Below are 24,321 nucleotides of genomic sequence, written 5' to 3'. Positions count from 1 at the left end.
CGAGTCAAATCAATCAGCTAGTCATGATCCATGCTGTCGCCTTACAAGGCCAATTTGGCCTTGTTTTTGGCAAACAATGCCGGCCCAATGCCTTTGACCAGCTGGATCTCTTCAATGCTTTTGAATTTTCCGTTTTTTTGCCGATGTTCAATAATGGCTTCAGTCTTTTTTTGACCAATACCATTTAGCTGCTGTAATTGCTCCACAGTTGCATTATTCAAACTGATTTTATCAGCAGCAGAAGATGCCGATAATGCAGGCTTCGCCAGATAGTGATTGCTTTCTGATGAAGCCGTGGAGGCAGCTTTTTTCTTCAGGCGAGCGTCATGTTGCTGTTGCTGGGTCTTCCATTCCATATAATCGGTCGCAGTCGCATGCACAGTTCCGATAGAAATAAAGCCCAGCCAACAACTTAAAAGAAGACTAATCCACGTTGGACCGATTTGATAAGGTATTTTTTTCATGTGCTGCTCTTTGTTTTAATTCTAATTTAGCCTGTTCCCAGAGCTGATCAAGTTCAGCCAGTGACAGCTTTTCCAGGTCTAATTGTTGTCGTTCTGCCTGATCTTCCATTAAGGCAAAGCGGGTCCGGAATTTATGGATCGTCCCCAATAATGCCATCTCGCTGGAGATGCCAAGTTTACGACCAACATTCACCAGAGAAAATAAGCAGTCGCCAAATTCTTCCTGTATTTCATCGGAATTTTGTCCGGCTACCGCTTCTTTTAATTCAGCCAGTTCTTCTTCCAGCTTGGCATAAGCACCCGCCATGTCCGGAAAATCAAAACCAATTTTGGCGACATTTTTTTGAATTTCATCAGCCTGCGCCAAAGCCGGTGCATGTTTAATATCATCCAGACGTGAACGCGGCTTGCCCTGCTTTTCTTGCTGTTTGATTTCTTTCCATAGCTCAGACACATCTTCCGGACTCATTTTTGCAAATTGTTCAGCCTGAAATACATGCGGATGACGGCGAACCAGTTTATCGGTAATGGCCTGCACCACATCCTGAAAATCGAAAGCCCCCTGCTCGCTGTACATTTGCGACTGGAACACCACCTGTAGCAGCAAATCACCTAGCTCATCGCGGACATCGTCGACTTTTCCAGAGCGGACTGCTGCTTCGACTTCATAAGCTTCCTCAATCGCATATTTGGTCAGAGATTCGGGGGTCTGCTGCTGATCCCATGGACATTTTTCACGTAATTCACGCATGACCTTGAGTAGTTGTTCCATATTCAAAAACCTCTTTTTTACCAAATAGTCGCGTCAATCTGCCAGTTCCTTGTTATGCTCAAAAAAAAGACAATAAGGAGATCAGGCACATGCACAGTATATTGATTAGCGGTGCAGCACAAGGAATTGGTGCCGCGACAGCCGCCCTATTTTACCAGCACGGCTACAAGGTGGGTATTTATGATGTCCAGGTGGAGCAGGCAGAACAACTGGCCCAGCAACTGGGCGAACATGCCAAAGCCGGTTTTCTGGATGTGGCTGGTTATACGTCCTGGGAAACAGCTTTAGCCGAATTTTCAGCTTGGGCAGGTGAAATCAATATTCTGGTCAATAATGCCGGGATTTTATATTCAGGCCCTTTTGAAGAAACTGATATTATGGCGCATCATCGGACTCTGGATATTAATGTTAAAGGAGTCATGAACGGCTGTCATGCCGCTTTCCCTTATTTAAAAGAATCTTCATTTGCCCGCATCATCAATCTATCTTCAGCTTCGGCGATTTATGGCCAAGCCGATTTAAGCAGTTATTCCACCAGCAAGTTTGCAGTGCGTGGCCTGACTGAAAGTCTGGATATTGAGTGGCAACCCTATGGGATTCGAGTCTTGGATGTTATGCCGCTTTTCGTCAGTACCGCCATGGTCAAAGATATGCAGGCAGAAAGCATCAAAAAGATGGGCGTGCATTTAAAAGCAGAAGATGTTGCACAAGATATTCTTAAACTGGCAGAACTCAAAGATTCCATCTGGCAAGCCACCCATCATCCTGTCGGATTCAAAAGCCAGTTTTTATTTCATTTATCGCGGATGAGTCCACAATTTGTGAATCGGCTGAGTAATCTGCTCATTTCCAGAAAATAAAAAATATTTGGGTTGATTCTGTTTTAGACAGTGTGATGAATCTGGATCACAGGAAATCTCAATCCCTTGCAGGAATCCTCACTTTGCCAGGCCACGGTGAGCATGCAGCCAGCAAGCGTATAATTTTGATAGGCATAGACGCCAATCTCTGGGTGTTCGCAGCGCCCGCCATTTTGCTCAGGATGAAGATTAGTATTCAGTTCATTCAGGTTGATCCGGATTCCCAAGCCTGATGCCTTTAACACGGCCTCTTTGGTCGTCCAGACTTTAAACCAGTATTCAGGGTCATAAGCCAGCGTTTTCCAATGTTTTAATTCTTCGGGATGAAAGGCATGTTGTGCCAAGGCTTCAAAACGAACCTTACGACTCAGTTCTTCAATATCAATTCCCAAGTTTTGGACATTCCTGCTCGTGGCCAGGGCGTAGAAATTTTGACTATGACTATGATTAAAACTGAAGTCCGGATAGTCATTTAAATAAGGCTTGCCGAAATTCGTCCGCACCACCTGTTGATCGCTAACTGGCAATTCAAAAGATTGGGATAAAAGCTGATTACGCAAACACGCCACTTCGCGTTTCCGTTCGGCAACCTGGGTTTTGCGGTCTGACAACGAATGACAAGTCAGATCAGAAAGTTGATGCAGATGAATTTGAATCAGCCGAGCCACGTGAATCCATTAAAAAGATATCAATTGATTTGAGTGTAAAAGAATTCACACTTTTATTGGGAGAGAAATTCATTATTTTCTCAAAACAAAAAGCCCGCTTTACGCAGGCTTTTTATCCGAAAAATTTAAACTATAGAATTAGCGTTTAAATTTCTTCTCGGCTTTCTTGAACTTCTGTACATAACGACGTTTACGCGCAGCTGCACGCTCATCCACTTGAGACTTACGGCCTTCAAACGGGTTTTCAGAAGTTTTAAACTCGATTTTAATCGGTGTACCTTCAAGCTTGTACACTTTACGGAACACGTTTTCCAAGTAACGACGATAATCCGCAGGAGTTTTATCCACCTTGTTACCATGAATCACGATCGTCGGCGGATTTTGTCCACCCATATGTGCGTAACGCATTTTAATACGACGACCCTGAACCATAGGTGGTTGGTGAGCCTCTGTCGCATCATTTAAAATCTGGGTGATTTTTGCCGGTGATACTTTCAAACGAGATGAATCATAAGCACGGTGAATCGATGGATAAAGATCGCCCACACCCGTTCCATGCAATGCAGAAATCAAATGTACTTTGGCCCATGGAATAAAATCGAAGCGACGCTCTACATCGAGCTTACATTGCTTACGATCATATTCAGTCATGTTATCCCATTTATTGACTGCAATGACCATGGCACGACCCGCTTCAAGTGCATAGCCAATCAAATGCAAGTCCTGCTCAACAATACCATCACGCGCATCAACCACAACAACAATTACGTTAGCATCTTTCATTGCCTGTAAAGTTTTAACAATCGAGAATTTCTCAATCATTTCATCAACTTTACCTTTACGGCGCACCCCGGCAGTATCAATCAGGGTGTATTGACGGCCATCACGCTCGAATGGAATATAAATCGAGTCACGTGTTGTACCCGGCTGGTCAAATGCCACCACACGCTCTTCACCGAGCAAGCGGTTCACCAGCGTGGATTTACCTACGTTCGGACGACCAATAATCGCTAAACGCAGACCCGTGTTTTTGTCATGCTCTTCCGGATTTTCATCTTCAGGTACATCAGCAAGTACATCTTCCAGCATCTGCTGAACACCACGACCATGGCTGGCTGCCACTTGTAGCGGCTCGCCCATACCCAGTTTGTAGAATTCAACCAAGGCAGCTTCAGCATGTACGCCGTCGACCTTGTTGGCCACCAGAAAGACTTTTTTGCCTAAAGTACGCAATTCACGGGCAATCTGTTCATCAGATGCCAGCAGTCCGGCACGCGCATCAACCACAAAAATGATGATATCGGCTTCATGAATGGCAGTCTTGGATTGCTCTGCCATATATGAATCAATACCACCTTCATTTTCGCCAATACCGCCAGTATCGACCACAATGAAAGATTTATTTTGATAAGTAGCATCGCCATATTTACGGTCGCGTGTCAGACCTGCAAAGTCTGCCACCAATGCGTCACGGCTCTTGGTAATCTGGTTGAACAGCGTCGATTTTCCGACGTTCGGACGACCAATGAGCGCAATTACGGGTTTCATAGAGTAACCTTTATTCAATATCAGGCGTCAAAGTAGCCTGAACATCAGAAAGCATAGGAAGATATAAGGGGGAAATACCCTAAATAAAAACACGGGGCATTGATTTTTCAATCACCCCGCGTTCACAAAAATACGGTTGTGGCTAGTTTAGCATAAGGCTCGTTAAAATTAACGGTTCTGCCAAATGCTTAATGCGCCCTTGCGTGTAGAAACATAAAGCTGGTTGTCGATGACGCGTAAGCTACGCACTTCCCCAGAAGTTTTCGAACGACCAGTAATCTGTCCAGTACGCGGATCAATCAGGTGCAAGACACCATCCAGATCACCGACTACAAGGTCAGTACCCAGCATCACCGGATTACTTAACTTGCGATTCAGCAACTGGTCATTTTCCCAAAGCGGTTGACCCGAAGTAATCTCAAAGGCTTTGATTTTGCCATCGGTTTGCGCCACAAATACACCATTGCCCACAACTTCTGGACGCTGGATACTGCTGGCATCTTCACTCCAGACCACCTGTTGTGAAGCTAAATCCAGCACAGTCACCTGACCTTGATAACTGGTGGTCACCACAAACTGGCCTGCAACGACCGGTTCCCCGTCAATATCCACCAGACGCTGGATATCAGAACGTCCATCCGACACTGCGACACGACGCTGTAATTTTGGCACACCACTTAAGGCATCCAATGCATAGATATAAGCATTGGAAGAGGCAATCAGTATATTACGAGCATCTAATGCAACAGGTGCAGCCATGCCACGCAGGCTGAATTGTACATTAGGTAAGTTATAAGTCCAAACTTGCGCACCCGTCGCAATTTCATGCGCATATACTGTGCCGTCATTGCTCACGCTAATGACACGACCAGCATGAATTAATGAAGGTGCCAGTAAAGCACCCGTCAATTGCGCAGTCCATTTTTGCTCGCCGGTTTGCTGATCCAGCGCAAACAGTTGGCCTTTCTGGTTGCCGACGACAACAAGACCTTCGGCAGCTTCAACGCCAGAACTTAAATTGTCTTTGCTGACTTTCTTCTGCCACAGACGCTGTTTGCCTTTAAATGCAGACACTTCGCCTTTCGGGTCAATCGCAAAGACCACGCCATTGTCTGCATCCAGACGTAAACGCAACGGATCAGCAGCATCTGTTGACGCCACACTGGTGGAAAATACAGGGACCAGGGTTTTGGCTTGGGTCAGTTTTGGAAGTGGATTCGGTTTTACTTCTGGAACTTTAGTGGTTTTACCTGCACAGCCAGCCAGTGCAAGCGTTAAAACAGTCAAGGCACAGGTAATTTTGTATTTTCTATTCATGCAGCTTCTTCCGCTTGTGTTTCTATAATTGGGCGTTCGATTTCTGGATCATCGACTAACACGCCTACGCTTTCGAGCTTAATTTGTAAAATCTGACGTTCTTCTTTACGTTCAATCAAAGCATCCCATGCACTTTGATATACTTTTTTCGCATTTTCAATATCATTTTTGGCAACATAGATATCGCCACGTGCTTCATCGGCAGTTGCTTTAAATGCAGGTTCAGTCACTGCTTCTAAAGTTTTCAATGCAGCATCATATTTTTTCTGTGCCAGTTGCGCATAGGCCAGACGAAGTTTAACCACCTGAACCAGGCCTTTATCATCTACTTTCGAGTTTTCAACTTTCTGTAGTGCTTTCTCGGCCGCAGCATAATCTTCTTTGTCATAAGCCAGTTTAGCCATCACCAACTGGGTCTGAATCGCCTGAGCTGAATCAGGTGCTTCCTTGACAATCTTGTCCGCAGCTTCAGACAACTTGGCAAAACCATCACCTTTCGATGCCTGTGCATCATCCATCAACTGCTGAACCTTGGCAGTGTGCATTTGCGACTCTGCCAGGTTTTTCTTCTGCCAATATTCCCATCCAAAAAAGGCAATCAGCGCAATTAAAATCCCGGTAATCATCGAAGAACCATATTTCTTCGTAAAGGATTTTAAGCTTTCAAACTGTTCATCACCACTCATTGCGCTCATGAGATTACCCTTTTCCTAATGTTTTATCGATTATTTTGAAGAAATTTTAGTACTAAAAAATGCAACGAAGTCCGTAAATGGTACATTCGATTGCTCTGCGGTTGCCAGCTCTTTCACAGTAAACGCCTGAGCTTCCAGTTCACGTTCACCCAAAATCGCCGCATACAAAGCACCGGCTTGATCGGCCTTTTTCATTTGCGATTTCATTGAACCTTGTGAGCCTACTTTCAGACGAACCTGACTGTCTGTTGCTTCAAGCTGATCACGAATCTGCTCCGCAATGACCAAAGCTTTACCTTGAGAAGCCGGTTCAGCCACCAGGAATACTTCACAATCACGTGCCCGGGTATTGTCTTCAACCTGTTCAAGCAGAAGCAATAAACGCTCGATCCCCATAGCAAAACCGACCGCAGGGACAGACTGATCTGCCTTTCCTTTAAGTTGACCCACTAGACCGTCATAACGGCCACCGGCACACACTGTACCTTGTGAACCCAAGTGAGTTGTGGTCCATTCAAAAACAGTTTTGTTGTAGTAATCCAGACCACGTACCAGTTTTTGATTGATCACGAAGCTTACGCCTGCATCAGTCAAATACTGCTGTAACTGGGCAAAATGCGCCAGCGTTTCTTCACCCATAAAATCATGAAGTTTCGGTGCATTTTCCAAGATGCTTTGTGTTTTGGCATCTTTAGAATCCAGAATACGCAATGGATTCGTGGTCAGACGGCGCTGAGAATCTTCATCCAGATCCGCTTTATGCGACTCCAGGAATTCAACCAGTGCCGCACGATATGCTGCACGCTCATCCGACTCACCGAGTGTATTTAACTCAAGCTGAACCTTGTCTGCCACACCCATACGTTTCCACAGACGCGCCGTCATCAGAATCAGTTCTGCGTCCATATCCGGTGTTGCCACACCAAAGGTTTCCACACCAAACTGGTGGAACTGACGGTAACGGCCTTTTTGCGGTTTTTCATAACGGAACATGGGTCCGATATACCAAACACGAGGCGTCGCACCACGCAGCAGGTTATGCTCCAGCATGGCACGTACACAACCTGCCGTTCCTTCAGGACGTAGTGTCAAAGACTCAGGTGGATTACCCTTGTCGAGGAAGGTATACATCTCTTTTTCAACGATATCGGTTGCATCACCGATCGAACGTTTAAACAAATTAGTCTGTTCAACGATAGGCAAACGGATTTGTTGATAGCCATAGGCATCCATCAAACCGGATAGATGCTGTTCAAGACGTCTCCAAGCTGGGGTTTGCGTTGGGAGAATGTCATTAAAACCTTTGATTGCGACGATTGAACTCATGATCTACTCAGGAAAACTTGTACGAATAATTTCTTTAGATTTAGCTTCTTCAAGCTCGGTAACACGTTGACGAACCATGGTTTCGATTTCATCAACCAATTGATTCGTATCAATTAAATGGCTCTTTTCACCATTACGGTACACCAGTGAACGTGGTGCTGCACCTACGACACCAATATCCGCTTCTTTGGCTTCACCCGGACCATTGACCTTACAGCCAATGACCGAGACATCCATTGGGGTACGAATATCTTCTAAACGCTCTTCAAGTTGCTGCATCACGGAAATCACATTAAATTCCTGACGTGAACAGCTTGGGCAGGCAATGAAGTTAATCCCGTTTGAGCGCAGACCCAACGATTTCAGAATATCAAAACCAATTTTAATTTCTTCTTCAGGCTCGGCAGCCAGTGAAATACGCATGGTATCCCCGATGCCTTCCATCAGCAGACCACCCAAAGCGATCGCAGATTTAACCGAACCGGTACGGTAAATACCCGCTTCTGTGACACCCAGATGGAGCGGATTATCAATTTGCTGTGACAGCAAACGATACGCATCCATGGTCAGGAACACATTCGAGGCTTTGACTGAAATTTTGAATTCCTGGAAATCCAGACGGTCTAGAATATCGATATGACGCATCGCAGATTCAAGCAAAGCCTGACCAGTCGGCTCGCCATATTTCTTTTGAATATCTTTTTCCAGTGAGCCGGCATTCACCCCGATCCGCATGGAAATGTCGTTATGACGTGCCGCGGCCACCACTTCACGGATTTTCGCTTCCGAACCGATATTGCCCGGGTTAATCCGCAGGCAGTCTGCACCCAAATCGGCAACTGCCAAAGCAATTTTATAATCGAAGTGAATATCCGCCACCAAAGGTACATTGACCTGCTTGCGAATTTCACCAAATGCCGCCGCCGCTTCCATGGTAGGCACAGAAACCCGCATGATGTCCGCGCCTGCATCGACGCAGCGATGGATCTGAGCAACCGTAGCTGCTACATCACAGGTTTCAGTATTGGTCATCGACTGGATACTGATTGGTGCATCACCACCCACATAAACTGAACCCACACGAATTTTACGTGTTGGACGACGTTTAATTGGATTTACGATCATCGTTCTGCTCTACTCTTGATCTGTTAAGGTGATAAACGGAATTCTGCTTTTCCGTTCACAGTGTAGGGTGACAATGAAATATTTTCATTATTTAAACTGAGTGATACAGCCGATGCATCATCCAGACGAATCTGGAATGGCGCTTCACCATTCAGTTGCAAGCTCGATGCCTGACGGCCAGTTGCCAGAACATTACCCGCCGAGTCGACAATATGCACCGAAGTCGGACGGTTAAAATCAAGCTTCAGCTGATCACCGGAAAGTGCGGCACCTGTATCCAGATTCAGAATCTCGACATTAGAAGCGCCTACTCCAGAGACTTCACTGCTATTTTGTGAATTACTGCTCGACCAGTTCTGAATCATGGCAAACAGTGCGCCCAAAATCAGCAGCAGTACCAGCGTAATAAAAATGCGCTTTAACCATTTACGATTGCGGTCACGTTTGGAACCTGGCAATTTCCCCATAATTTTAATAGGAGAATTGTTCAAGGCATGATTCGGCAGCAACCCGGTATCATTGGTATAAATTTCATCAAATCGCTGAATAATACTAGACGCATCTACACCCAGAAATTTGGCATAAGTCCGGTAATAACCTTTAATAAAGGTCGCTTCAGGCAAAGACTTATATTCGTCCTGTTCCAGTGCAGTCAGGGTTTTGAGCGGAATATTCAGCTCTTTCGCTACATCTTCCAGATTGCGTTGCTGATTGATACGAATCTGGCGCAAGTACTCGCCCGGACGTTGAATATTTCCTAACGCATTTGGAGCTACGCTCGAATGATTCGATGGTGAATTAGGATTTACTTCCATACGGCCTCAGTACTGTACTGTAATTGCAAATAACGTTGGTATTCCTGGCTTTCAGGAAAGAGTGCACGTAACTGGTTGACCAATACCTGCATACCCAACTGATCACCTCCGGCACGCGCAGTGCGAATGCCAATCCAGAGTGCACGGGCACCCTGATTTTTCTGCCCCACACCACGCACAAACTGTTGATACATTTGTGTCGCCGCCGGGAACTGCTGGTTTAAATAAAATATTTCTGCCAACTCTAACATTGAAATATAAGAATCGCGATTGGCTTGCAGCGCCTGTTTGAATGATTTTTCAGCATTTGCTGTATCACCCAGTTTCAGGTAAATCCGCCCCATATTTTCCAGTGCGCGGAATCGCTGATCATAACCCAACGTGGCACCAGCAATTTGAAACTGCTCGATCGCATCATTATAGCGTTCAAGCTGATATAAATAGGTGCCGTAATTATTTCGCGCCTGCGCATTTTTCGGATCGGCCGAAATCGCGCGCTTGAAATAATGATCTGCTTTTTCGAGATTAAGCTTACTACCTTCCTGTTGCAGTAGCACACCCATCATCATATTTGCTTGAGAATCACGCGGAGTAGTCTCAAGTGCCTGATCCAGCGCACGTTTGGCTGCATCCAGGTCACCTGTTCTCAGATATTCTACCGCCAATTGGGTACGGACTTTGGTGGCCTTTTCAGGGTCTTTCTGACCCAGATCTGGCGTCTGACACGCGACTAAAACCAAAGACACACATACTGTTGAAATCAAAGCAAACTTTGATGTTAGATTTCTCAACTGGCGACCTCTTATTATCCTTGTGAGCGCATGATCTCATTCGATTGCGCAATTTTCTTTTTCCACTGTTCCGCACGACGGGTACGGTCAGCAACTTGTCCGACTAACTGTCCGCACGCGGCATCAATGTCATCACCGCGTGTCTGACGAATCGTACACACAAAACCGGCATCAGACAAAGTTTTTTGGAAAGAAATAATCCGGTTGCGGCTTGAGCGGCCATATGGCGCATGCGGGAACGGATTAAAAGGAATCAAATTAATCTTGCTTGGCAAATTCTTCAACAGCTTAATCATTTGCTGCGCATGTTCAGGATGGTCATTCACGCCATCTAACATCACATATTCAATCGTTACATGTTTACGTGAACTTTCATTCCCATCTTTGGCAATATAACGCTGACATGCAGCAATCAGCTGCTCAAGCGGATATTTTTTATTGATCGGCACCAGCTCGTTACGCAGTTCATCATTTGGCGCATGCAATGAAATTGCCAGCGCCACGTCAATATCTTTGACCATCTGATCGATTTTCGGTACCACACCAGAAGTCGATAAAGTCACACGACGTTTTGACATGCCGTATGCAAAGTCATCCAGCATAATGCGCATTGAATTCAATACTGCATCGTAGTTGAGCAATGGCTCGCCCATACCCATCATCACCACGTTCGTGACTGAACGTTCACGCTCAAGTACAGGCACATCTTCCATATAGGAATAATTCGCCATCCAGAGCTGACCGATAATTTCAGCCTGGGTCAAATCGCGCTGAAAACCCTGTTTACCGGTCGAACAGAATGAACAGTCCAGTGCACAGCCCACTTGTGAAGAAATACACAAAGTGCGACGTAAACCACTGCGATGTTCAGCAGGAATCAGTACCGTTTCAACAAGAGAACCTTCGCCATCGCCAACACGGAATACCCATTTACGGGTTCCATCTTTGGAATAGTTTTTATGCACCACTTCAGGCGCTTTAATTTCACAAATCTTTTCCAGTTTTTCACGCAGTTTGCCGGAAATATTGGTCATTTCAGCAAAATCAGTCACAAAGAACTGGTGAATCCATTTCATCACCTGCCCGGCACGAAACTTCTTCTCACCCATGTCCTCAAAGAATTTTTCCATTTGCGGACGTGACATGCCAAGTAAATTCACTTTCTCGACAGTATTTGCCTGTGCTGGAGCGGATGGAGTGTGTTGCTGTGGCTCAGAAACTGCTGATACAGCGACTGCTTCAGTACTCATGTGTATTACCTAAACCATGTCTAAAGATGAAAGGAGAAGCTCAATATGTGAGCAAAGAATTATTCAGAGAATAAAAAAACCAGATAAGTATAATAACACTTATCTGGCTTGAATACTGCGAATTAACGAGTACGTGGAGCAATCTCAGTTTGAGCGAAGAAGTAGTTAACTTCACGATCAGCAGATGCTACAGAGTCAGAACCGTGAGCAGCGTTTTCATCGATGCTTACAGCGAAATCTGCACGGATAGTACCAGGAGCAGCTTCTTTAGGATTCGTCGCACCAAGGATGTCACGGTGAGCAAGAACAGCGTTTTCGCCTTCAAGAACTGAAACAACCACTGGACCAGAAGTCATAAATGCAACTAGGTCAGCAAAGAAACCACGTTCTTTGTGCTCAGCATAGAAGCCTTCAGCTTCAGCTTGAGTCAAATGTTTCATTTTAGTTGCAACAATTTGAAGACCAGCTTTCTCGAAACGAGCAAAGATGTCGCCGATGTGGTTTTTAGCAACTGCGTCTGGTTTAACGATAGATAAAGTACGTTCGATAGCCATGATAGGCTCCTTAAGTCAATTGTTGACATGAAAATTTGGCGCATTATACCGAGATAATGCGCATTTTTCTGCTTTTCATCTGTAAAAAAATGCTTTTTTAAGATGAGGCCTTAGCGTGCCTCGTCAATCCATGCCATTTGAATGGCTTCAAGCAAACCTTCAGTCGACTTGGTTGGATCATCTTCAAACTCAGGCAAAGCACACACCCAGGCATGTAAATCAGTAAAACGAATCCACTGCGGGTCCACATCTGGATGCGCTTCATAGAGTTCAATCGCGATATCGAGCGTGTCAGTCCAACGTAAACCCATCTCTATTTCTCACCATAATTGCTTTGATGCTGTACTTTAACAAATCTGTGAAAATCTGCGAGCCTTTGCTCCGGCTTTCACTTATTTTTACAGCACAATATTCAGATAAGGCGCGGTCAGGACAATGGCAATTGCCATCATGCCACCCAGAATTGCGCCAACTGCCACATCACTTGGATAATGCAATCCCAGCACCATTCGGGACACTGCGACCAGAACCGTAAAAGGCAACATCAGCATCAGTAATAAAGGTGCGACATAACCTAAAACGGTGGTTGCCATCACGGCATGCAAGGTATGCCCGGAAGGAAAACTGAAATGATCCAGTGGATGCTCACCCAAACGGATCACTTGATGTACCTGATAAGGACGTGGTCGTACAGTTTTGATTTTAAGCACCTTGTAAATCATAGTACCTATAGTACTTCCCAAAATCAGATAAACAATCTGCACGGTATAGATCAAGCCTTGCATGATCCAAACCAGTATCAGCATGAAATACCAAAATGCACCATTTCCTAAGCGGCTAATCATTTTAAAAAAAGTGGCAATACGGACTGAATGCGAAAAATGATTCAGATAAACACAGCCTTTCAAATCGATTTCTAAAAATTTAATCTTTACATTCTGGAGTTTCACACTGGTGCTCCTTTCTTGTTTTATATCCTGTATTCCTGATGCTGTACCAGTGAATACAGTGCCTGTTCAAATTGCCGGACCGGATATTGCCAGCCTACTTTTTCGGCTTTTTTACGTGCTTGCGCGCCCATCTGCTGTAATCTTTGCAGATCAGGCAGTCCGAGCATCTGCTGAATCAAACCCCGCTGATGTCCAAGTCTGCTCAACCATCCCGTTTCACCATGCTGCACATGCAAGTTTGCACAAGCATAATCATAAGCAATCACTGGCAAGCCACTGGCCATCGCTTCCAATACCACATTTCCAAAGGTTTCAACCTGACTGGCAAAACAGAATACATCTGCACTGGCATACGCCGCTGACAGTTTTTCTCCTGTCAAGCTACCGGTAAAAACAATACTGCCATCCTGATTCAGTTGTTGCAGTCGAGTGCGATCCGGCCCATCTCCAACCACTACCAAACGTATATCTTGCTGACGAACTTGGCGCAGCACAAAATAGGTTTTGATCAGCACGTCAATTTCCTTTTCAGGAGAAAGCCGTCCGACATACAACATCACCCGGGTCTCGTTTGAAACTCCCCAAGCATAGCGCAAATCTGGTGATCGCCACTTTGGTGAAAATGTATCTGGATCGACGCCTCTGCCCACAACTGCCAAGGGACAAGTTACACCAAACTGATTTAAGGCTTGAGCCGTACCTCGACTGGGGACACAGGTCAAATCAGTATTGTTATGAAACCACCTTAAATAGCCTTGAATCGGCTTCAGTAAAAAAGCCAAATCAAAAAACCGACTAAATTCTTGAAATGACGAATGGAAACCGCTAGAGACTGGAATTTTATGGAATTTTGCAAGCTGTTGAGCTACCAGACCCAAAGGGCCTTCGGTCACAATGTGAATAATATCAGGTGTAAAAATTTCAACAGCTTGATGGATTTTTAGAAATTGCGGTCTACCAAACTGCAAATTGCTATATTTAGGAAGGCAATGCGCTTTAACCAGACATTCACTATGTGGTTTAAAATCGTTACAGGCTTGTCGTTGTTCTGGACGTATTAATAAAATCTTATGTCCCTGTTTTTGCAATCCTTTACAAAGTTGCAATAAAGCATGGGCAACACCATTGATTTCAGGAGGCCAGGTTTCGGTAACGATGGCAATTTTTAAACGGGACCGTGTCAGATCTTCTAGGACTATTTTGTCATGAATGGCCTGTTTACGTTGTTCTTTTAAATCAAACTGGATTTTGTGAATAACAGGTCTTTGCTCTAATAATTCTGAGATGGAAATTTGTTGCATCTCGCACCTATTCGCTTATATTTTTCACCCAGTATAGAAAGATCTCATGACTATTTGATGAATCATGAAGCTTAAATACAACTCCACAACAATGCTTACCACTTCTCCATTCGACTTAAAAGTAAGTGAATATCTGCTTGTTTAACAGATATTCACTTACTACACACTCCCCTTCAATACTTTCAAATATTTTCAATTATTTATTATCATTATAGGCTTTTTGATATTTAAAATTTTATTTTTAAAAATCGATATCGACTGAGATCTGGTCCTGATAGTCTCCTGCAGGCACACCACTATAAGGATTATCAACTAGTTGAACAGAAATAATATATTTTTGTCTTTTTCCAGAATTTTGATCAAGTTTTACCCCCCATAGATTACTGTTAGCCCCACTTAAATTTAATTTGGTTCGTAATTTATAAGGACCATTCGATACATAACTTGTACCATCCGGATTTATCAAGTTTTGGCTACTGAATAAGATAGAGTAACCTTTATCACAAGAAACATTAAAAGAGGTTGCAGCTTGGCTACGTTGATAACTTGCCAGACGCAATTCTGAATCAGTAAATCCATCAATAGAACAATACTGAGCTGCCGCGATTCCACTCATTAGTAAGGTAGTTATAAATATGAAGAGTTTTTTCATTTTTTTGTACTCCTATCTGCATATTGCTTCTAGCATTTGTTTATCTAAGTTCTGGAATTGATTTTCATTAAGTGTGAACTGAACTTGGCACTGTTGGCCTCCTTGAGTCTGGACTTTGAGGCTATATGAACCGGCTTTGAAGAGGTATAAATAAACCATTCCCTGACTATCCACAAAAAAAGGTTCTGCAGTTATGCCTTCTACTACCACTTCAGAGCCTGGTGATAAATTATTTTGTTTAATATCTTTGAGTCTAAGGGCTATACGCTTAGTTTTGTGAACAGGAAAATTTAACCGATATCCTCGCTGTTCAAGTCCAATTATTTTTTTTGAAGATTGTTCGAAAGTTTCATCTAAGCCTAACTGATTATGATCAAAAGAAATATCATAATGAATATAAGGAATCAGATTATGAACGAACATATAACCATTTTTATTGGTACTCCCCACCAGTCCAGCCGAACGGTAAATATCTAAGTCTGGGTGCTGATCCACGTGCACAAGTGCAAACGCATTATCTGCATATTTAGTCAGCGCTACTTTACTCCCTAGCCAGACTAAAGCACCATCAAAACTAAGCTGTGAATTGCGACGATCCTCATATTCATCATGAGAAAGCTGCAAATTGCCAACACTGGTTTTCCATAAACCATAAGCATTGTAATGAAGTTCATCATCAGCTTGGTTTACGCCTATTACATAATCGAAACCATTTTGGGTTGAGGTGGTTCGACTAAAACTTAAAGCTGTTTCATTATCGGCCGTATCATGGTCTAGGGAAATTCGTTTATTTGCTCCCCAATTATAATAAAGAGCAATATTAAATCCTTGATCATCCTCATCACTATAGTCCTTATAAAAACCAAAATTAGTATATAAATTATTTGTTAAAGCCTTAGATGCTCTAATATCAAAAAATTTACGGTCTTCGCTTAATAATCCATTATTATTGTAGTAAGATTGATATATATAATTGAAACCCAAATTATCAATAAATTTTAGATTAGAAAAATTAAAATAGAACATCCCCGAATATTTTACATTAGATTCATATAAATTATTTCCCAGATATTCGTATTCTTCAGAGAAATACTTACCATTTAATCCTACAGACCAATTTCTTAAATTTCGAGTCAGGCTAATTTTAGCAGCATAACCTTGATCTCCATCTTTAATTTGACTAGCTGAAAAAGCACTATCAATTAAAAAATATTTACTTATACCTTGCGTCCACAATAAATCAAGATTACTAACATCCTGGTTATACAAAAGATCGACACCTAAAGTAGTAAAAGAGTTAATACCACGACGGAAATAAAACTTAGAAAAAAAGTCACGGTAATCATCATCTACAGAATCATAACTATAACGCAGCTTACCGAATGAGATATTATATTCATTTAGTTTTGGTTTAAGTAATCGACTATTAATAAAAACAGGAAAACTTCTTACAGTACGATTACCTAAAATATCTTCAACTACTATTTGAGCATTCCCAGCTTGACTTAAAACACCTCCAGCTGGAAGGTTATAATATCCCGGAGCAACTGAGTCCCTATAAAGTCTTACACCATTAATGAATAAGTCTACAGTTGAAGGTAGGCTTGCACTTCCTGTTAAGTTAGGAGTGTTCCAGTAGATAAAATCTGGTCGATCTGTATAATTTGTTCCAAAACTTAATCCTCCGAAACGAAAAGAACTATTTAATGAATTATAAGTACTTGTAGTATCTCCTATAGTTAATCTTAAATACTTTTCTGGAAATTCAATATCTAGAGTGCTATTTACTCTTAACAAATTTTCTTCAAACTCATCAGGCTCTTTTCGATATAAAAAAGCATTTTTAAATAACCAATAATCTTTAAATATGCCAAATTCTGAAAACGTATTAAAATCTTGGTCTTCATCATCTCTATTATAAAATAAATTATAATTAACAAAACCTCCAAAGTTTGCTTTTTCAGGAATTTCTATTTGCAGATCATAGTCAGTTCCCACAAAATAATCGACAGGGAAAAATATTTTTATTGCTTGCAAACTATAATCATCTTCGACTTTAATTCCCGGTTGAGTAATAAGACAAAAATCCTTCTTAATTGTATGCCGAGGTGTTTTCTCTACACGAATTCCAATATTTTCCAAAGCCTTACATTCAACAAACCTCTTATCCCCCTCAAAAAAAGTTACTGTTTCCGTGTTATAATCTAAGCCATTCACCCAAATATTAACGATAAGTATTTCTGGGTTTTCTGGCTTTGTTATTCCTTGAATTATTTCTGCATTGATATTTGACAATCCCATCCCACATACAATCATAAGAAGGACTTTTGTGGATCTCATAGTATTATCCTTTTACTTTTTATTATTTAATAACTATACTTTAATAGGAAATTCAAGATATTCTGCTTGGTCCTCTAATTTTATTTTAAGCTTCAACTTCCCATTTACATTAATATCACCCAGATCAACCACAACCTTTTTACCACTTAAAATATATTGAACTATATTTTTTTTAACTATTTCTTTATTATTCTGATCTAAAACAATTATTTCTATAAGCTTTGCATGAGAATCAGCCACATTATTAATGTTTAAATAAGATGTATTACTCGTTTTTTGAATATTTACATCCAGCTTAGGAGATACTTGTTTACCAGCAAATAATGGTAAAGAAAAATTAAATAGAAAAGTTAAGTTAGATTTATCTACAACAGGCGTAATTTCTTCAAAAATAATTCGCCATGCTTGTTCTTTTTTTAAGTTTGCTGGGGATTGACTAAAACCTATCCGAACCAATTGTTTACTCTCTGGTTTTAATTCAAAAATTTTTGGGTTAAATAACAATGTATCATCCTTTACTAGAATATCTTCCCCTTTATCATTTTGTTCCCACTTAAATGCATTAATTTCATATATTTTGGAAGTAGATATCCCCGTACTTTCAATATTTACAGTTGTACTTTTCTGCTTTTTGAAATCATCTATATTCATCTGGACAGGTGTAAATTTTATTCCTGCTGATGCATAAAAACCACAAAGAAATAATATAAAAAAGCTTAAAATCTTCCCATTCATAACAAAATCCCATATTTTAGCTTAATATTTTTATTAAAAAATAATATTAAAATAGGAGATGTATTAAACATCTCCTACTATTAAGTCATTTATAATTTTTAGAATGCTACTGCAAAAGTATATACGTTACTATAGTCACCGGCACGTGCATCACGATAATCACTACCCGCTACAGTAGCAGTAACATCAAATGTAGCTGAAGTAGTTTCCAATAGATCTCCAGTTGAATAACTTGCACCATTTGCCAAAGTTGCGACTGTTACTGGAACAGAACCTCCAGCACCATTTAATTGTGTAGGTGCTACATAATTCACTCTAAAGAATGAATTGGTATCTACACTAAATGATGTTGAATCCGTCCATACTTCACCACCGCCTGCTGTAGAACGAGCAAGGTTTAATACGGTATCACCCATATCTACATCACAATGTTTATCGACTTTCAAATTAATTTTAATTTTCCCATCACATTTATCCCCACATCCATGCTTTCCTGGCTTATGTGGTTTTGTTGGTTTGGGACCTGGCTTGCCTGCAATTTCTGCATCTGCATAAACTAATGTTGAACCACAGCCAAAGCTCATCACTAATGCTGCCAATGCTGCTTGAGTCATTTTTTTCATGTCTTTCTCCATTTCTTTTTTTAAAGAAGATGTCTATCTATTAGTTTTACGCTTATATTAAAGTTCTCTTTATTATTATGAGCACTTAAGTTATAAGCGCTGAGGCAATTCTATTATCATTATTTAAAAAAAAATCAAAAATGTTATTATTCACAATATATTTTTTTTGTTTCAAATAAGATTTTTTTTAATTTTTTTATTTATATAATAAATACTTATATAAAATCACATAACATTACAAATCCGAACATCTTAGAGTTCTCTCTATTCTTACCATTTTTTACTAAAAAAATAAAAACATTAAGTTACTGATTAAAATAAAATTATTAAAATCTATTTTATTAAAACAATAATTTTCACAAAGTCTTACAATTTCCTTATCAGTGCATAAAAAAATGTGATTTATTCCGTTTTTTTTCGTTATTTTTACTACATAGCGATAATTATATTCAATTTTGACCATTAAATTTTTTCTAAATAAAATATTTAAAACAATGGCTTGTATATTTTTAAATAAAAATAAATATTTAAAAACTTATTTTGCAATTTTATTAAAAAATTATTCACATTATTTCCTTAGTAAAATTAAATATAGTTATTAATTTAAATATAACCGAATAAATAACTTTATTATTCAAATAAGCTTTATAAATACTTAATTAATAAATAAATTATTTCATTTCAACTATTTAGTTCAGTTTAAATTTTAAATTTTTAAAAATTAAAGACTCAAAATAATTTAGATATTTTCACTTGAATTTTTCACAAAGATTATTAGTAGAATTTAGGCTTAATAACTCTTTATATAGAAATCATATTTAATAAATAAGAAATCCTTCTTCTGATAAACTATTTATTCATTATTAATATTTTTAAATTAAAAAAATCAACTTGATTCTTGATTAGAATTATTCTGCTTGAATACAAGCTACAAAAAAAGAGGAAAAAACTGCTTTCCTGTTTTTTTTGCAAGGCACGTAACTTTAGTTCTTTTCCTTATTTACAGTTTTGTTCACTTGAATCTAAGACATACGAAAAAAATGGAAGCAGTGCTTCCATTTTTGAGCCACGTAAACATAGAAATAAAAAACCCACTCAAATTAAGTGGGTTTTCGCATTCAAATCAATTGATTCGAGAAATTAGTTTTTCTCTTTATCTACGATTTTGTTCGCTTGAATCCAAGGCATCATCGCACGTAACTTGTTACCAGTAACTTCGATACCATGAGCAGCATTTTGACGACGACGGGCAGTCATAGATGGGTAGTTCAACGCACCTTCTTGAATAAACATCTTCGCGTATTCGCCAGATTGAATACGTTTAAGCGCATTACGCATTGCTTCACGAGACTGTTCGTTGATTACTTCAGTACCCGTTACATATTCGCCGTATTCAGCGTTGTTTGACACTGAGTAGTTCATGTCCGCGATACCGCCTTCGAACATTAAGTCAACGATCAATTTAAGTTCGTGTAGACATTCGAAATACGCCATTTCTGGTGCATAACCAGCTTCAACCAAAGTTTCGAAGCCCATTTTAACCAATTCAACAGCACCACCACAAAGAACTGCTTGCTCACCGAAAAGGTCAGTTTCAGTTTCTTCACGGAATGAAGTTTCGATGATACCTGTACGGCCGCCACCTACGCCTGAAGCGTAAGAAAGAGCAACGTTACGCGCATTACCAGAAGCATCTTGGTGAATCGCGATAAGGTCAGGAACACCTGAACCACGTTGGTATTCAGAACGTACGGTGTGACCAGGAGCTTTAGGTGCAACCATGATTACGTCTAAGTCAGCACGTGGAACAACTTGGTTATAAAGAATCGAGAAACCATGAGCAAATGCTAAAGTAGCGCCTTGCTTGATGTTTGGCTCAATTACGTCACGGTAAAGTTGAGATTGGAACTCATCTGGAGTCAAAATCATCACTACGTCAGCTTGTGCTACAGCAGCAGGAACTTCAGCAACTTTAAGACCTGAATTTTCAGCTTTCTTCCAAGAAGCAGAGTTCGCACGTAAACCTACAGTTACGTCAACACCAGAATCTTTCAGGTTAAGCGCATGCGCGTGGCCTTGTGAACCGTAACCAATGATCGCTACTTTCTTAGATTGGATGATAGATAAGTCACAGTCTTTATCGTAAAAAATTTGCATTGCTGTCTCCGCTTAAATGCTTGTTTGTCCGTTAAATCAGGCAATGACCCTTAAATTTACATTGCCTGATACCCTCTTCTTATTCAGATGAGGAAATACTTAAAATTTAGATGGTGAGTACTTTTTCGCCGCGTGCGATACCTGATACACCTGAACGAACCACTTCTAAAATCGTGTGTTCTGCAAGTGCATCAATAAACGCATCCACTTTTTCAGTGGTACCCGCGATTTGAATGGTATAGGTCGTTGGTGTTACATCGACAATCTGACCACGGAAAATATCTGCCGTACGTTTGATTTCGTCACGCGATGAACCCAATGCTTTGACTTTAATCAGCATCAATTCACGCTCAATATGTGCACCTTCAGACAGGTCAACCACTTTCACCACTTCAACCAGCTTGTTAAGCTGTTTGGTAATTTGCTCAATCTTGTGATCATCACCATAAGTGGTCAATGTCAAACGTGAAAGTGTTGGATCTTCAGTCGGGGCAACGTTCAATGTTTCGATGTTGTAGCCACGCTGTGAGAACAAACCCACTAAACGAGAAAGCGCGCCTGATTCGTTTTCTACGAGTACAGAGATAATATGTCTCATTTCGTGCGCTCCCCTTTAGCCAACCACATATCCTGCATCGATTGACCCGCAATCAACATCGGATAAACGTGTTCGGTACGATCTACCATAACGTTAATAAATACGCACTTGTCGTTAATTGCCATCGCTTCTGCAAGCTTAGACTCTAGCTCATCGGCATGATTAATCTGAATGCCGACATGACCATAAGCTTCCATCAGTTTGGCAAAGTCAGGCAATGAATCTACATAAGAACTTGAATGACGTCCTTCATAGTTCATATCTTGCCATTGTTTTACCATGCCTAAAGACTGGTTATTCAAGCACAGGATTTTTACATTCAGGCCATATTGCTTACAGGTCGAAAGCTCCTGGATACACATCTGAATCGATGCTTCACCGGTGATACATACTACTTGCTGTTCCGGGTATGCAAGCTTCGCAGCCATTGCATACGGCAAGCCCACACCCATAGTGCCTAGACCACCTGAGTTGATCCATTGACGTGGACGTTTGTATTTGTAATACATCGCACCAAACATCTGATGCTGACCGACGTCAGAAGTAATGATCGCTTCACCATTGGTCACTTTGTCCAATGCCTGAACCACTTGTTGTGGCTTCATTACGCCATCAACACCTGCTTCAAAACGACCACCATGAACCTTGCGCCATTCATTGATCTGTTTCCACCATGCCGCAATCGCTTCAGGATTTGGCTTAGAAACATTAAGCTGTTTCAACTGGTTCAACATCTCATTCAGTACAGGCTCTACAGCACCGACAATTGGAATGTGCGCCATAATGGTTTTTGAGATTGTCGCTGGGTCGATATCTATATGAATGACTTTAGCATTTGGACAGAATTTTGCAGGATTGTTGGTCACACGGTCATCGAAACGCGCACCCACACACAGAATTACATCTGCATTGTGCATGGTCATGTTAGCTTCATAAGTACCGTGCATACCCAACATACCGATGAACTGTTCATCATCACCCGGGAATGCGCCAAGACCCATCAAGGTATTGGTCACTGGATAACCCAATAGATGCGCAAGCTCTGTCAACTGTGCTGAAGCATTGCCTTGAACCACACCACCGCCTGAGTAAATAACTGGGCGTTTAGCATGGATCAGTTCTTCAATCGCTTTACGAATTTGACCTGAGTGACCACGGAACGGTGGCTGATACGAACGCATCTTCACTTTTTCTGGGTATTCGTAAGCAAATTTCTCTGCAGGATTGGTCGCATCCTTTGGAATATCAATCACTACAGGACCTGGACGACCTGAAGACGCAATATAGAAGGCTTTCTTGATAATCGCAGGAATTTCGCTGGCATGACGCACCTGGAAGCTATGTTTCACGATAGGACGTGAAATACCGACCATATCGGTTTCCTGAAATGCATCTTCACCAATCAGATGACTCGCAACCTGACCTGACAAAATCACCATCGGGATTGAGTCCATATAGGCCGTTGCAATTGGGGTCACCGTGTTGGTTGCGCCCGGACCTGAAGTCACCAGCACAACACCGGTCTTGCCTGTCACGCGTGAGTAAGCATCGGCCATGTGACCAGCAGCCTGTTCGTGACGTACGAGATAATGATTGATTCTGTCTTGTTGAAATAGCGCATCATAAATATGAAGAACTGCGCCGCCTGGGTATCCAAAAACATGTTCAACGCCTTCGTCCGCTAATGCGCGAACAAGCATTTCACCACCAGATAGAAGTTCCAACGTGATTCACCCTAATATTATTCACTACACAAATGGGAGGCATTTGCAGTGTTTCGTTTGTTAACTGTCTGCACTGTTATAGCACACAAATTTCATAGTTTTCAAAGCAATAGGAAAAAAATCTGATCTCTTCACTGTTCGAGCAATACGGGATCTAAAACATGTTGGGATAAACATATTTTGCTTAGCTTTGTTCAATTTCTCGGCTAGAAAAATCGCCCACTGCATGAAATGACACTTAGTCGAAGGGTGATCGATCTAAGGCATATAAAACTATTGCAGCATTCTTGTGTTTTCAGGCTTTAAAGTCAAGTTTAAAAAACAGACAATCCATACTTACTAGTGCCTAGATCTGCTGTTTTTAACAGCAATATCAGCTCATAGCCATGCATTGACTGTCTTGTCTATTCATCTAATCCAATAAAATTCATAGAGTTAATGGTTTAATTTTATAAATTTTTAATATGTCTTATATAAAAAAAATGAATGAATTTTTATTAAATGAAAGGAAATTGTTTATCAATAAATTTTGTATACGAAGATTTGTCTCTGATTTCTTATACGCTAGATTGAGCTTATTTAAGCAGTTAGCTTTGAATAAAGCAGATAAAAATCCATCATTTTTACTGAAAATATCACTACAATAATTGCAGTATTCCATGCCTAGCAAGCCGAGGCCCAAGAACAATGAAAATATCTTTTTTAACCGCCTTCAGTTTGAGTTGCGCAGTTGTTTTGAGCATCTGTAGCACCAGCGCTTCCGCGATCCAGTATCATAAATGGGTCGATGCGAAAGGTGTCACGCATTATACCAAGACGCCACCACCAAAATCTGCGAAAAAAGCCACCACAGTGGATACTTATGGCTGGAAAAATTCAGCACCGGCATCTCCAAGAACAGCTGAAACTGAAGTTCAAACCGAGAACACACCTCAAGAACAACAGCAACAAGCCCCTCAAGTTCCTGCGAATCAGGACCAGCAACAACGTGAAGCCAACGAAGCCTTGCAGCAATCTAAAAATCGTGCAGTTGCTTTATAAGACACCTCTATATAG

The 24,321-nt window shown here is 41.2% G+C and carries 24 protein-coding genes; 2 read left to right on the top strand and 22 right to left on the bottom strand.

Going from position 1 to position 24,321, the window contains the following annotated elements; all coding sequences use genetic code 11:
* Nucleotides 1-41: 41 nt before the first annotated feature.
* Together F891_RS02285 and mazG are read right to left on the bottom strand one after the other, a co-directional pair.
* Complete coding sequence (locus F891_RS02285) at nt 42-464, bottom strand: ComEA family DNA-binding protein (protein ID WP_005261836.1); 423 nt, start codon at nt 462-464, stop codon at nt 42-44.
* Nucleotides 424-1,236: a nucleoside triphosphate pyrophosphohydrolase gene (mazG, locus tag F891_RS02280; protein WP_005103258.1), complete on the bottom strand. Its 813-nt coding sequence runs from the start codon at nt 1,234-1,236 to the stop codon at nt 424-426. The genes F891_RS02285 and mazG overlap by 41 nt, the downstream gene beginning before the upstream one ends.
* Nucleotides 1,237-1,325: 89 nt before the next feature.
* Between mazG and F891_RS02275 the strand changes: the two genes are divergently transcribed.
* Entirely contained in the window at nt 1,326-2,096 is a 771-nt protein-coding gene (locus F891_RS02275; RefSeq protein ID WP_004733034.1) for an SDR family oxidoreductase, read from the top strand.
* Nucleotides 2,097-2,119: 23 nt separating this feature from the next.
* On the opposite strand, the gene F891_RS02270 is transcribed toward F891_RS02275, so the two are convergent.
* The 20 genes from F891_RS02270 to F891_RS02175 form a co-directional block, all read right to left on the bottom strand.
* A complete protein-coding gene (locus F891_RS02270) occupies nt 2,120-2,764 on the bottom strand; it encodes a 4'-phosphopantetheinyl transferase family protein (RefSeq protein WP_005261835.1) in 645 nt (214 codons plus the stop codon).
* Nucleotides 2,765-2,902: 138 nt separating this feature from the next.
* A complete protein-coding gene (der, locus tag F891_RS02265) occupies nt 2,903-4,312 on the bottom strand; it encodes a ribosome biogenesis GTPase Der (RefSeq protein ID WP_005103252.1) in 1,410 nt (469 codons plus the stop codon).
* Nucleotides 4,313-4,480: 168 nt separating this feature from the next.
* Nucleotides 4,481-5,629 carry an outer membrane protein assembly factor BamB gene (gene bamB / locus F891_RS02260; RefSeq protein ID WP_005261833.1) on the bottom strand — a complete coding sequence of 383 codons (1,149 nt, stop codon included), beginning with the start codon at nt 5,627-5,629 and terminating at the stop codon, nt 4,481-4,483.
* The gene (locus tag F891_RS02255) at nt 5,626-6,324 is read right to left on the bottom strand and encodes a YfgM family protein (RefSeq protein ID WP_005261827.1); all 699 of its coding nucleotides are present in this window, start codon (nt 6,322-6,324) and stop codon (nt 5,626-5,628) included. The genes bamB and F891_RS02255 overlap by 4 nt, the downstream gene beginning before the upstream one ends.
* A gap of 30 nt (nt 6,325-6,354) precedes the next feature.
* Nucleotides 6,355-7,650: a histidine--tRNA ligase gene (gene hisS, locus F891_RS02250; RefSeq protein ID WP_005261825.1), complete on the bottom strand. Its 1,296-nt coding sequence runs from the start codon at nt 7,648-7,650 to the stop codon at nt 6,355-6,357.
* A gap of 3 nt (nt 7,651-7,653) precedes the next feature.
* Entirely contained in the window at nt 7,654-8,775 is a 1,122-nt protein-coding gene (gene ispG / locus F891_RS02245; protein ID WP_005261823.1) for a flavodoxin-dependent (E)-4-hydroxy-3-methylbut-2-enyl-diphosphate synthase, read from the bottom strand.
* 23 nt (nt 8,776-8,798) lie between these two features.
* On the bottom strand, nt 8,799-9,590 hold the full coding sequence (locus F891_RS02240; protein ID WP_005261821.1) for a helix-turn-helix domain-containing protein: 792 nt from the start codon (nt 9,588-9,590) through the stop codon (nt 8,799-8,801).
* Nucleotides 9,581-10,381, bottom strand: a complete 801-nt coding sequence (gene pilW / locus F891_RS02235) for a type IV pilus biogenesis/stability protein PilW (RefSeq protein ID WP_005261820.1) — start codon at nt 10,379-10,381, stop codon at nt 9,581-9,583. Before pilW ends, F891_RS02240 begins: the two co-directional genes overlap by 10 nt.
* A 14-nt stretch (nt 10,382-10,395) precedes the next feature.
* Nucleotides 10,396-11,631 (bottom strand): dual-specificity RNA methyltransferase RlmN, encoded by a 1,236-nt coding sequence (gene rlmN / locus F891_RS02230; RefSeq protein WP_004278358.1) that lies wholly within the window; start codon nt 11,629-11,631, stop codon nt 10,396-10,398.
* 122 nt (nt 11,632-11,753) lie between these two features.
* A complete protein-coding gene (gene ndk / locus F891_RS02225; RefSeq protein WP_004647460.1) occupies nt 11,754-12,185 on the bottom strand; it encodes a nucleoside-diphosphate kinase in 432 nt (143 codons plus the stop codon).
* A 110-nt stretch (nt 12,186-12,295) separates the two neighbouring features.
* Nucleotides 12,296-12,496 carry a Fe-S cluster assembly protein IscX gene (gene iscX / locus F891_RS02220; RefSeq protein ID WP_004278360.1) on the bottom strand — a complete coding sequence of 67 codons (201 nt, stop codon included), beginning with the start codon at nt 12,494-12,496 and terminating at the stop codon, nt 12,296-12,298.
* 87 nt (nt 12,497-12,583) lie between these two features.
* The gene (locus F891_RS02215) at nt 12,584-13,135 is read right to left on the bottom strand and encodes a phosphatase PAP2 family protein (RefSeq protein WP_004278361.1); all 552 of its coding nucleotides are present in this window, start codon (nt 13,133-13,135) and stop codon (nt 12,584-12,586) included.
* A gap of 20 nt (nt 13,136-13,155) precedes the next feature.
* Nucleotides 13,156-14,436 (bottom strand): glycosyltransferase family 4 protein, encoded by a 1,281-nt coding sequence (locus tag F891_RS02210; RefSeq protein ID WP_005261819.1) that lies wholly within the window; start codon nt 14,434-14,436, stop codon nt 13,156-13,158.
* 241 nt (nt 14,437-14,677) lie between these two features.
* Nucleotides 14,678-15,088, bottom strand: coding sequence for a hypothetical protein (locus tag F891_RS02205; protein ID WP_005103244.1), 411 nt, complete (start codon nt 15,086-15,088; stop codon nt 14,678-14,680).
* 12 nt (nt 15,089-15,100) lie between these two features.
* Nucleotides 15,101-17,428, bottom strand: a complete 2,328-nt coding sequence (locus F891_RS02200) for a fimbria/pilus outer membrane usher protein (RefSeq protein WP_005261818.1) — start codon at nt 17,426-17,428, stop codon at nt 15,101-15,103.
* Between the two features lie 33 nt (nt 17,429-17,461).
* The gene (locus F891_RS02195; RefSeq protein WP_005261817.1) at nt 17,462-18,163 is read right to left on the bottom strand and encodes a fimbrial biogenesis chaperone; all 702 of its coding nucleotides are present in this window, start codon (nt 18,161-18,163) and stop codon (nt 17,462-17,464) included.
* 98 nt (nt 18,164-18,261) lie between these two features.
* The gene (locus F891_RS02190; protein WP_005103231.1) at nt 18,262-18,786 is read right to left on the bottom strand and encodes a hypothetical protein; all 525 of its coding nucleotides are present in this window, start codon (nt 18,784-18,786) and stop codon (nt 18,262-18,264) included.
* Between the two features lie 1,140 nt (nt 18,787-19,926).
* Complete coding sequence (gene ilvC, locus F891_RS02185) at nt 19,927-20,943, bottom strand: ketol-acid reductoisomerase (protein ID WP_004278368.1); 1,017 nt, start codon at nt 20,941-20,943, stop codon at nt 19,927-19,929.
* A gap of 106 nt (nt 20,944-21,049) precedes the next feature.
* Nucleotides 21,050-21,541 carry an acetolactate synthase small subunit gene (gene ilvN, locus F891_RS02180; protein ID WP_004278369.1) on the bottom strand — a complete coding sequence of 164 codons (492 nt, stop codon included), beginning with the start codon at nt 21,539-21,541 and terminating at the stop codon, nt 21,050-21,052.
* Nucleotides 21,538-23,265 (bottom strand): acetolactate synthase 3 large subunit, encoded by a 1,728-nt coding sequence (locus F891_RS02175; RefSeq protein ID WP_004278370.1) that lies wholly within the window; start codon nt 23,263-23,265, stop codon nt 21,538-21,540. Before F891_RS02175 ends, ilvN begins: the two co-directional genes overlap by 4 nt.
* Before the next feature lie 687 nt (nt 23,266-23,952).
* On the opposite strand from F891_RS02175, the gene F891_RS02170 reads away from it, so the two are divergent.
* Nucleotides 23,953-24,306, top strand: a complete 354-nt coding sequence (locus F891_RS02170; RefSeq protein ID WP_005103228.1) for a DUF4124 domain-containing protein — start codon at nt 23,953-23,955, stop codon at nt 24,304-24,306.
* The last annotated feature ends 15 nt before the right edge of the window (nt 24,307-24,321 follow it).

The organism is Acinetobacter sp. CIP 101966, from assembly GCF_000369725.1.
Taxonomy (GTDB): Bacteria; Pseudomonadota; Gammaproteobacteria; order Pseudomonadales; family Moraxellaceae; genus Acinetobacter; species Acinetobacter lwoffii_Q.
Note: the sequence above shows the minus strand (reverse complement) of the source record. Positions and strands in the feature narration are given on the sequence as shown.

Excerpts from the sequence above, each read along its gene's own strand:
- F891_RS02285 (WP_005261836.1), bottom strand. The coding sequence starts at position 464 with ATGAAAAAAATACCTTATCAAATCGGTCCAACGTGGATTAGTCTTCTT.
- mazG (WP_005103258.1), bottom strand. The coding sequence starts at position 1,236 with ATGGAACAACTACTCAAGGTCATGCGTGAATTACGTGAAAAATGTCCA.
- F891_RS02275 (WP_004733034.1), top strand. The coding sequence starts at position 1,326 with ATGCACAGTATATTGATTAGCGGTGCAGCACAAGGAATTGGTGCCGCG.
- der (WP_005103252.1), bottom strand. The coding sequence starts at position 4,312 with ATGAAACCCGTAATTGCGCTCATTGGTCGTCCGAACGTCGGAAAATCG.
- bamB (WP_005261833.1), bottom strand. The coding sequence starts at position 5,629 with ATGAATAGAAAATACAAAATTACCTGTGCCTTGACTGTTTTAACGCTT.
- F891_RS02255 (WP_005261827.1), bottom strand. The coding sequence starts at position 6,324 with ATGAGCGCAATGAGTGGTGATGAACAGTTTGAAAGCTTAAAATCCTTT.
- hisS (WP_005261825.1), bottom strand. The coding sequence starts at position 7,650 with ATGAGTTCAATCGTCGCAATCAAAGGTTTTAATGACATTCTCCCAACG.
- ispG (WP_005261823.1), bottom strand. The coding sequence starts at position 8,775 with ATGATCGTAAATCCAATTAAACGTCGTCCAACACGTAAAATTCGTGTG.
- F891_RS02240 (WP_005261821.1), bottom strand. The coding sequence starts at position 9,590 with ATGGAAGTAAATCCTAATTCACCATCGAATCATTCGAGCGTAGCTCCA.
- rlmN (WP_004278358.1), bottom strand. The coding sequence starts at position 11,631 with ATGAGTACTGAAGCAGTCGCTGTATCAGCAGTTTCTGAGCCACAGCAA.
- ndk (WP_004647460.1), bottom strand. The coding sequence starts at position 12,185 with ATGGCTATCGAACGTACTTTATCTATCGTTAAACCAGACGCAGTTGCT.
- iscX (WP_004278360.1), bottom strand. The coding sequence starts at position 12,496 with ATGGGTTTACGTTGGACTGACACGCTCGATATCGCGATTGAACTCTAT.
- F891_RS02210 (WP_005261819.1), bottom strand. The coding sequence starts at position 14,436 with ATGCAACAAATTTCCATCTCAGAATTATTAGAGCAAAGACCTGTTATT.
- F891_RS02205 (WP_005103244.1), bottom strand. The coding sequence starts at position 15,088 with ATGAAAAAACTCTTCATATTTATAACTACCTTACTAATGAGTGGAATC.
- F891_RS02200 (WP_005261818.1), bottom strand. The coding sequence starts at position 17,428 with ATGAGATCCACAAAAGTCCTTCTTATGATTGTATGTGGGATGGGATTG.
- F891_RS02195 (WP_005261817.1), bottom strand. The coding sequence starts at position 18,163 with ATGAATGGGAAGATTTTAAGCTTTTTTATATTATTTCTTTGTGGTTTT.
- F891_RS02190 (WP_005103231.1), bottom strand. The coding sequence starts at position 18,786 with ATGAAAAAAATGACTCAAGCAGCATTGGCAGCATTAGTGATGAGCTTT.
- ilvC (WP_004278368.1), bottom strand. The coding sequence starts at position 20,943 with ATGCAAATTTTTTACGATAAAGACTGTGACTTATCTATCATCCAATCT.
- ilvN (WP_004278369.1), bottom strand. The coding sequence starts at position 21,541 with ATGAGACATATTATCTCTGTACTCGTAGAAAACGAATCAGGCGCGCTT.
- F891_RS02170 (WP_005103228.1), top strand. The coding sequence starts at position 23,953 with ATGAAAATATCTTTTTTAACCGCCTTCAGTTTGAGTTGCGCAGTTGTT.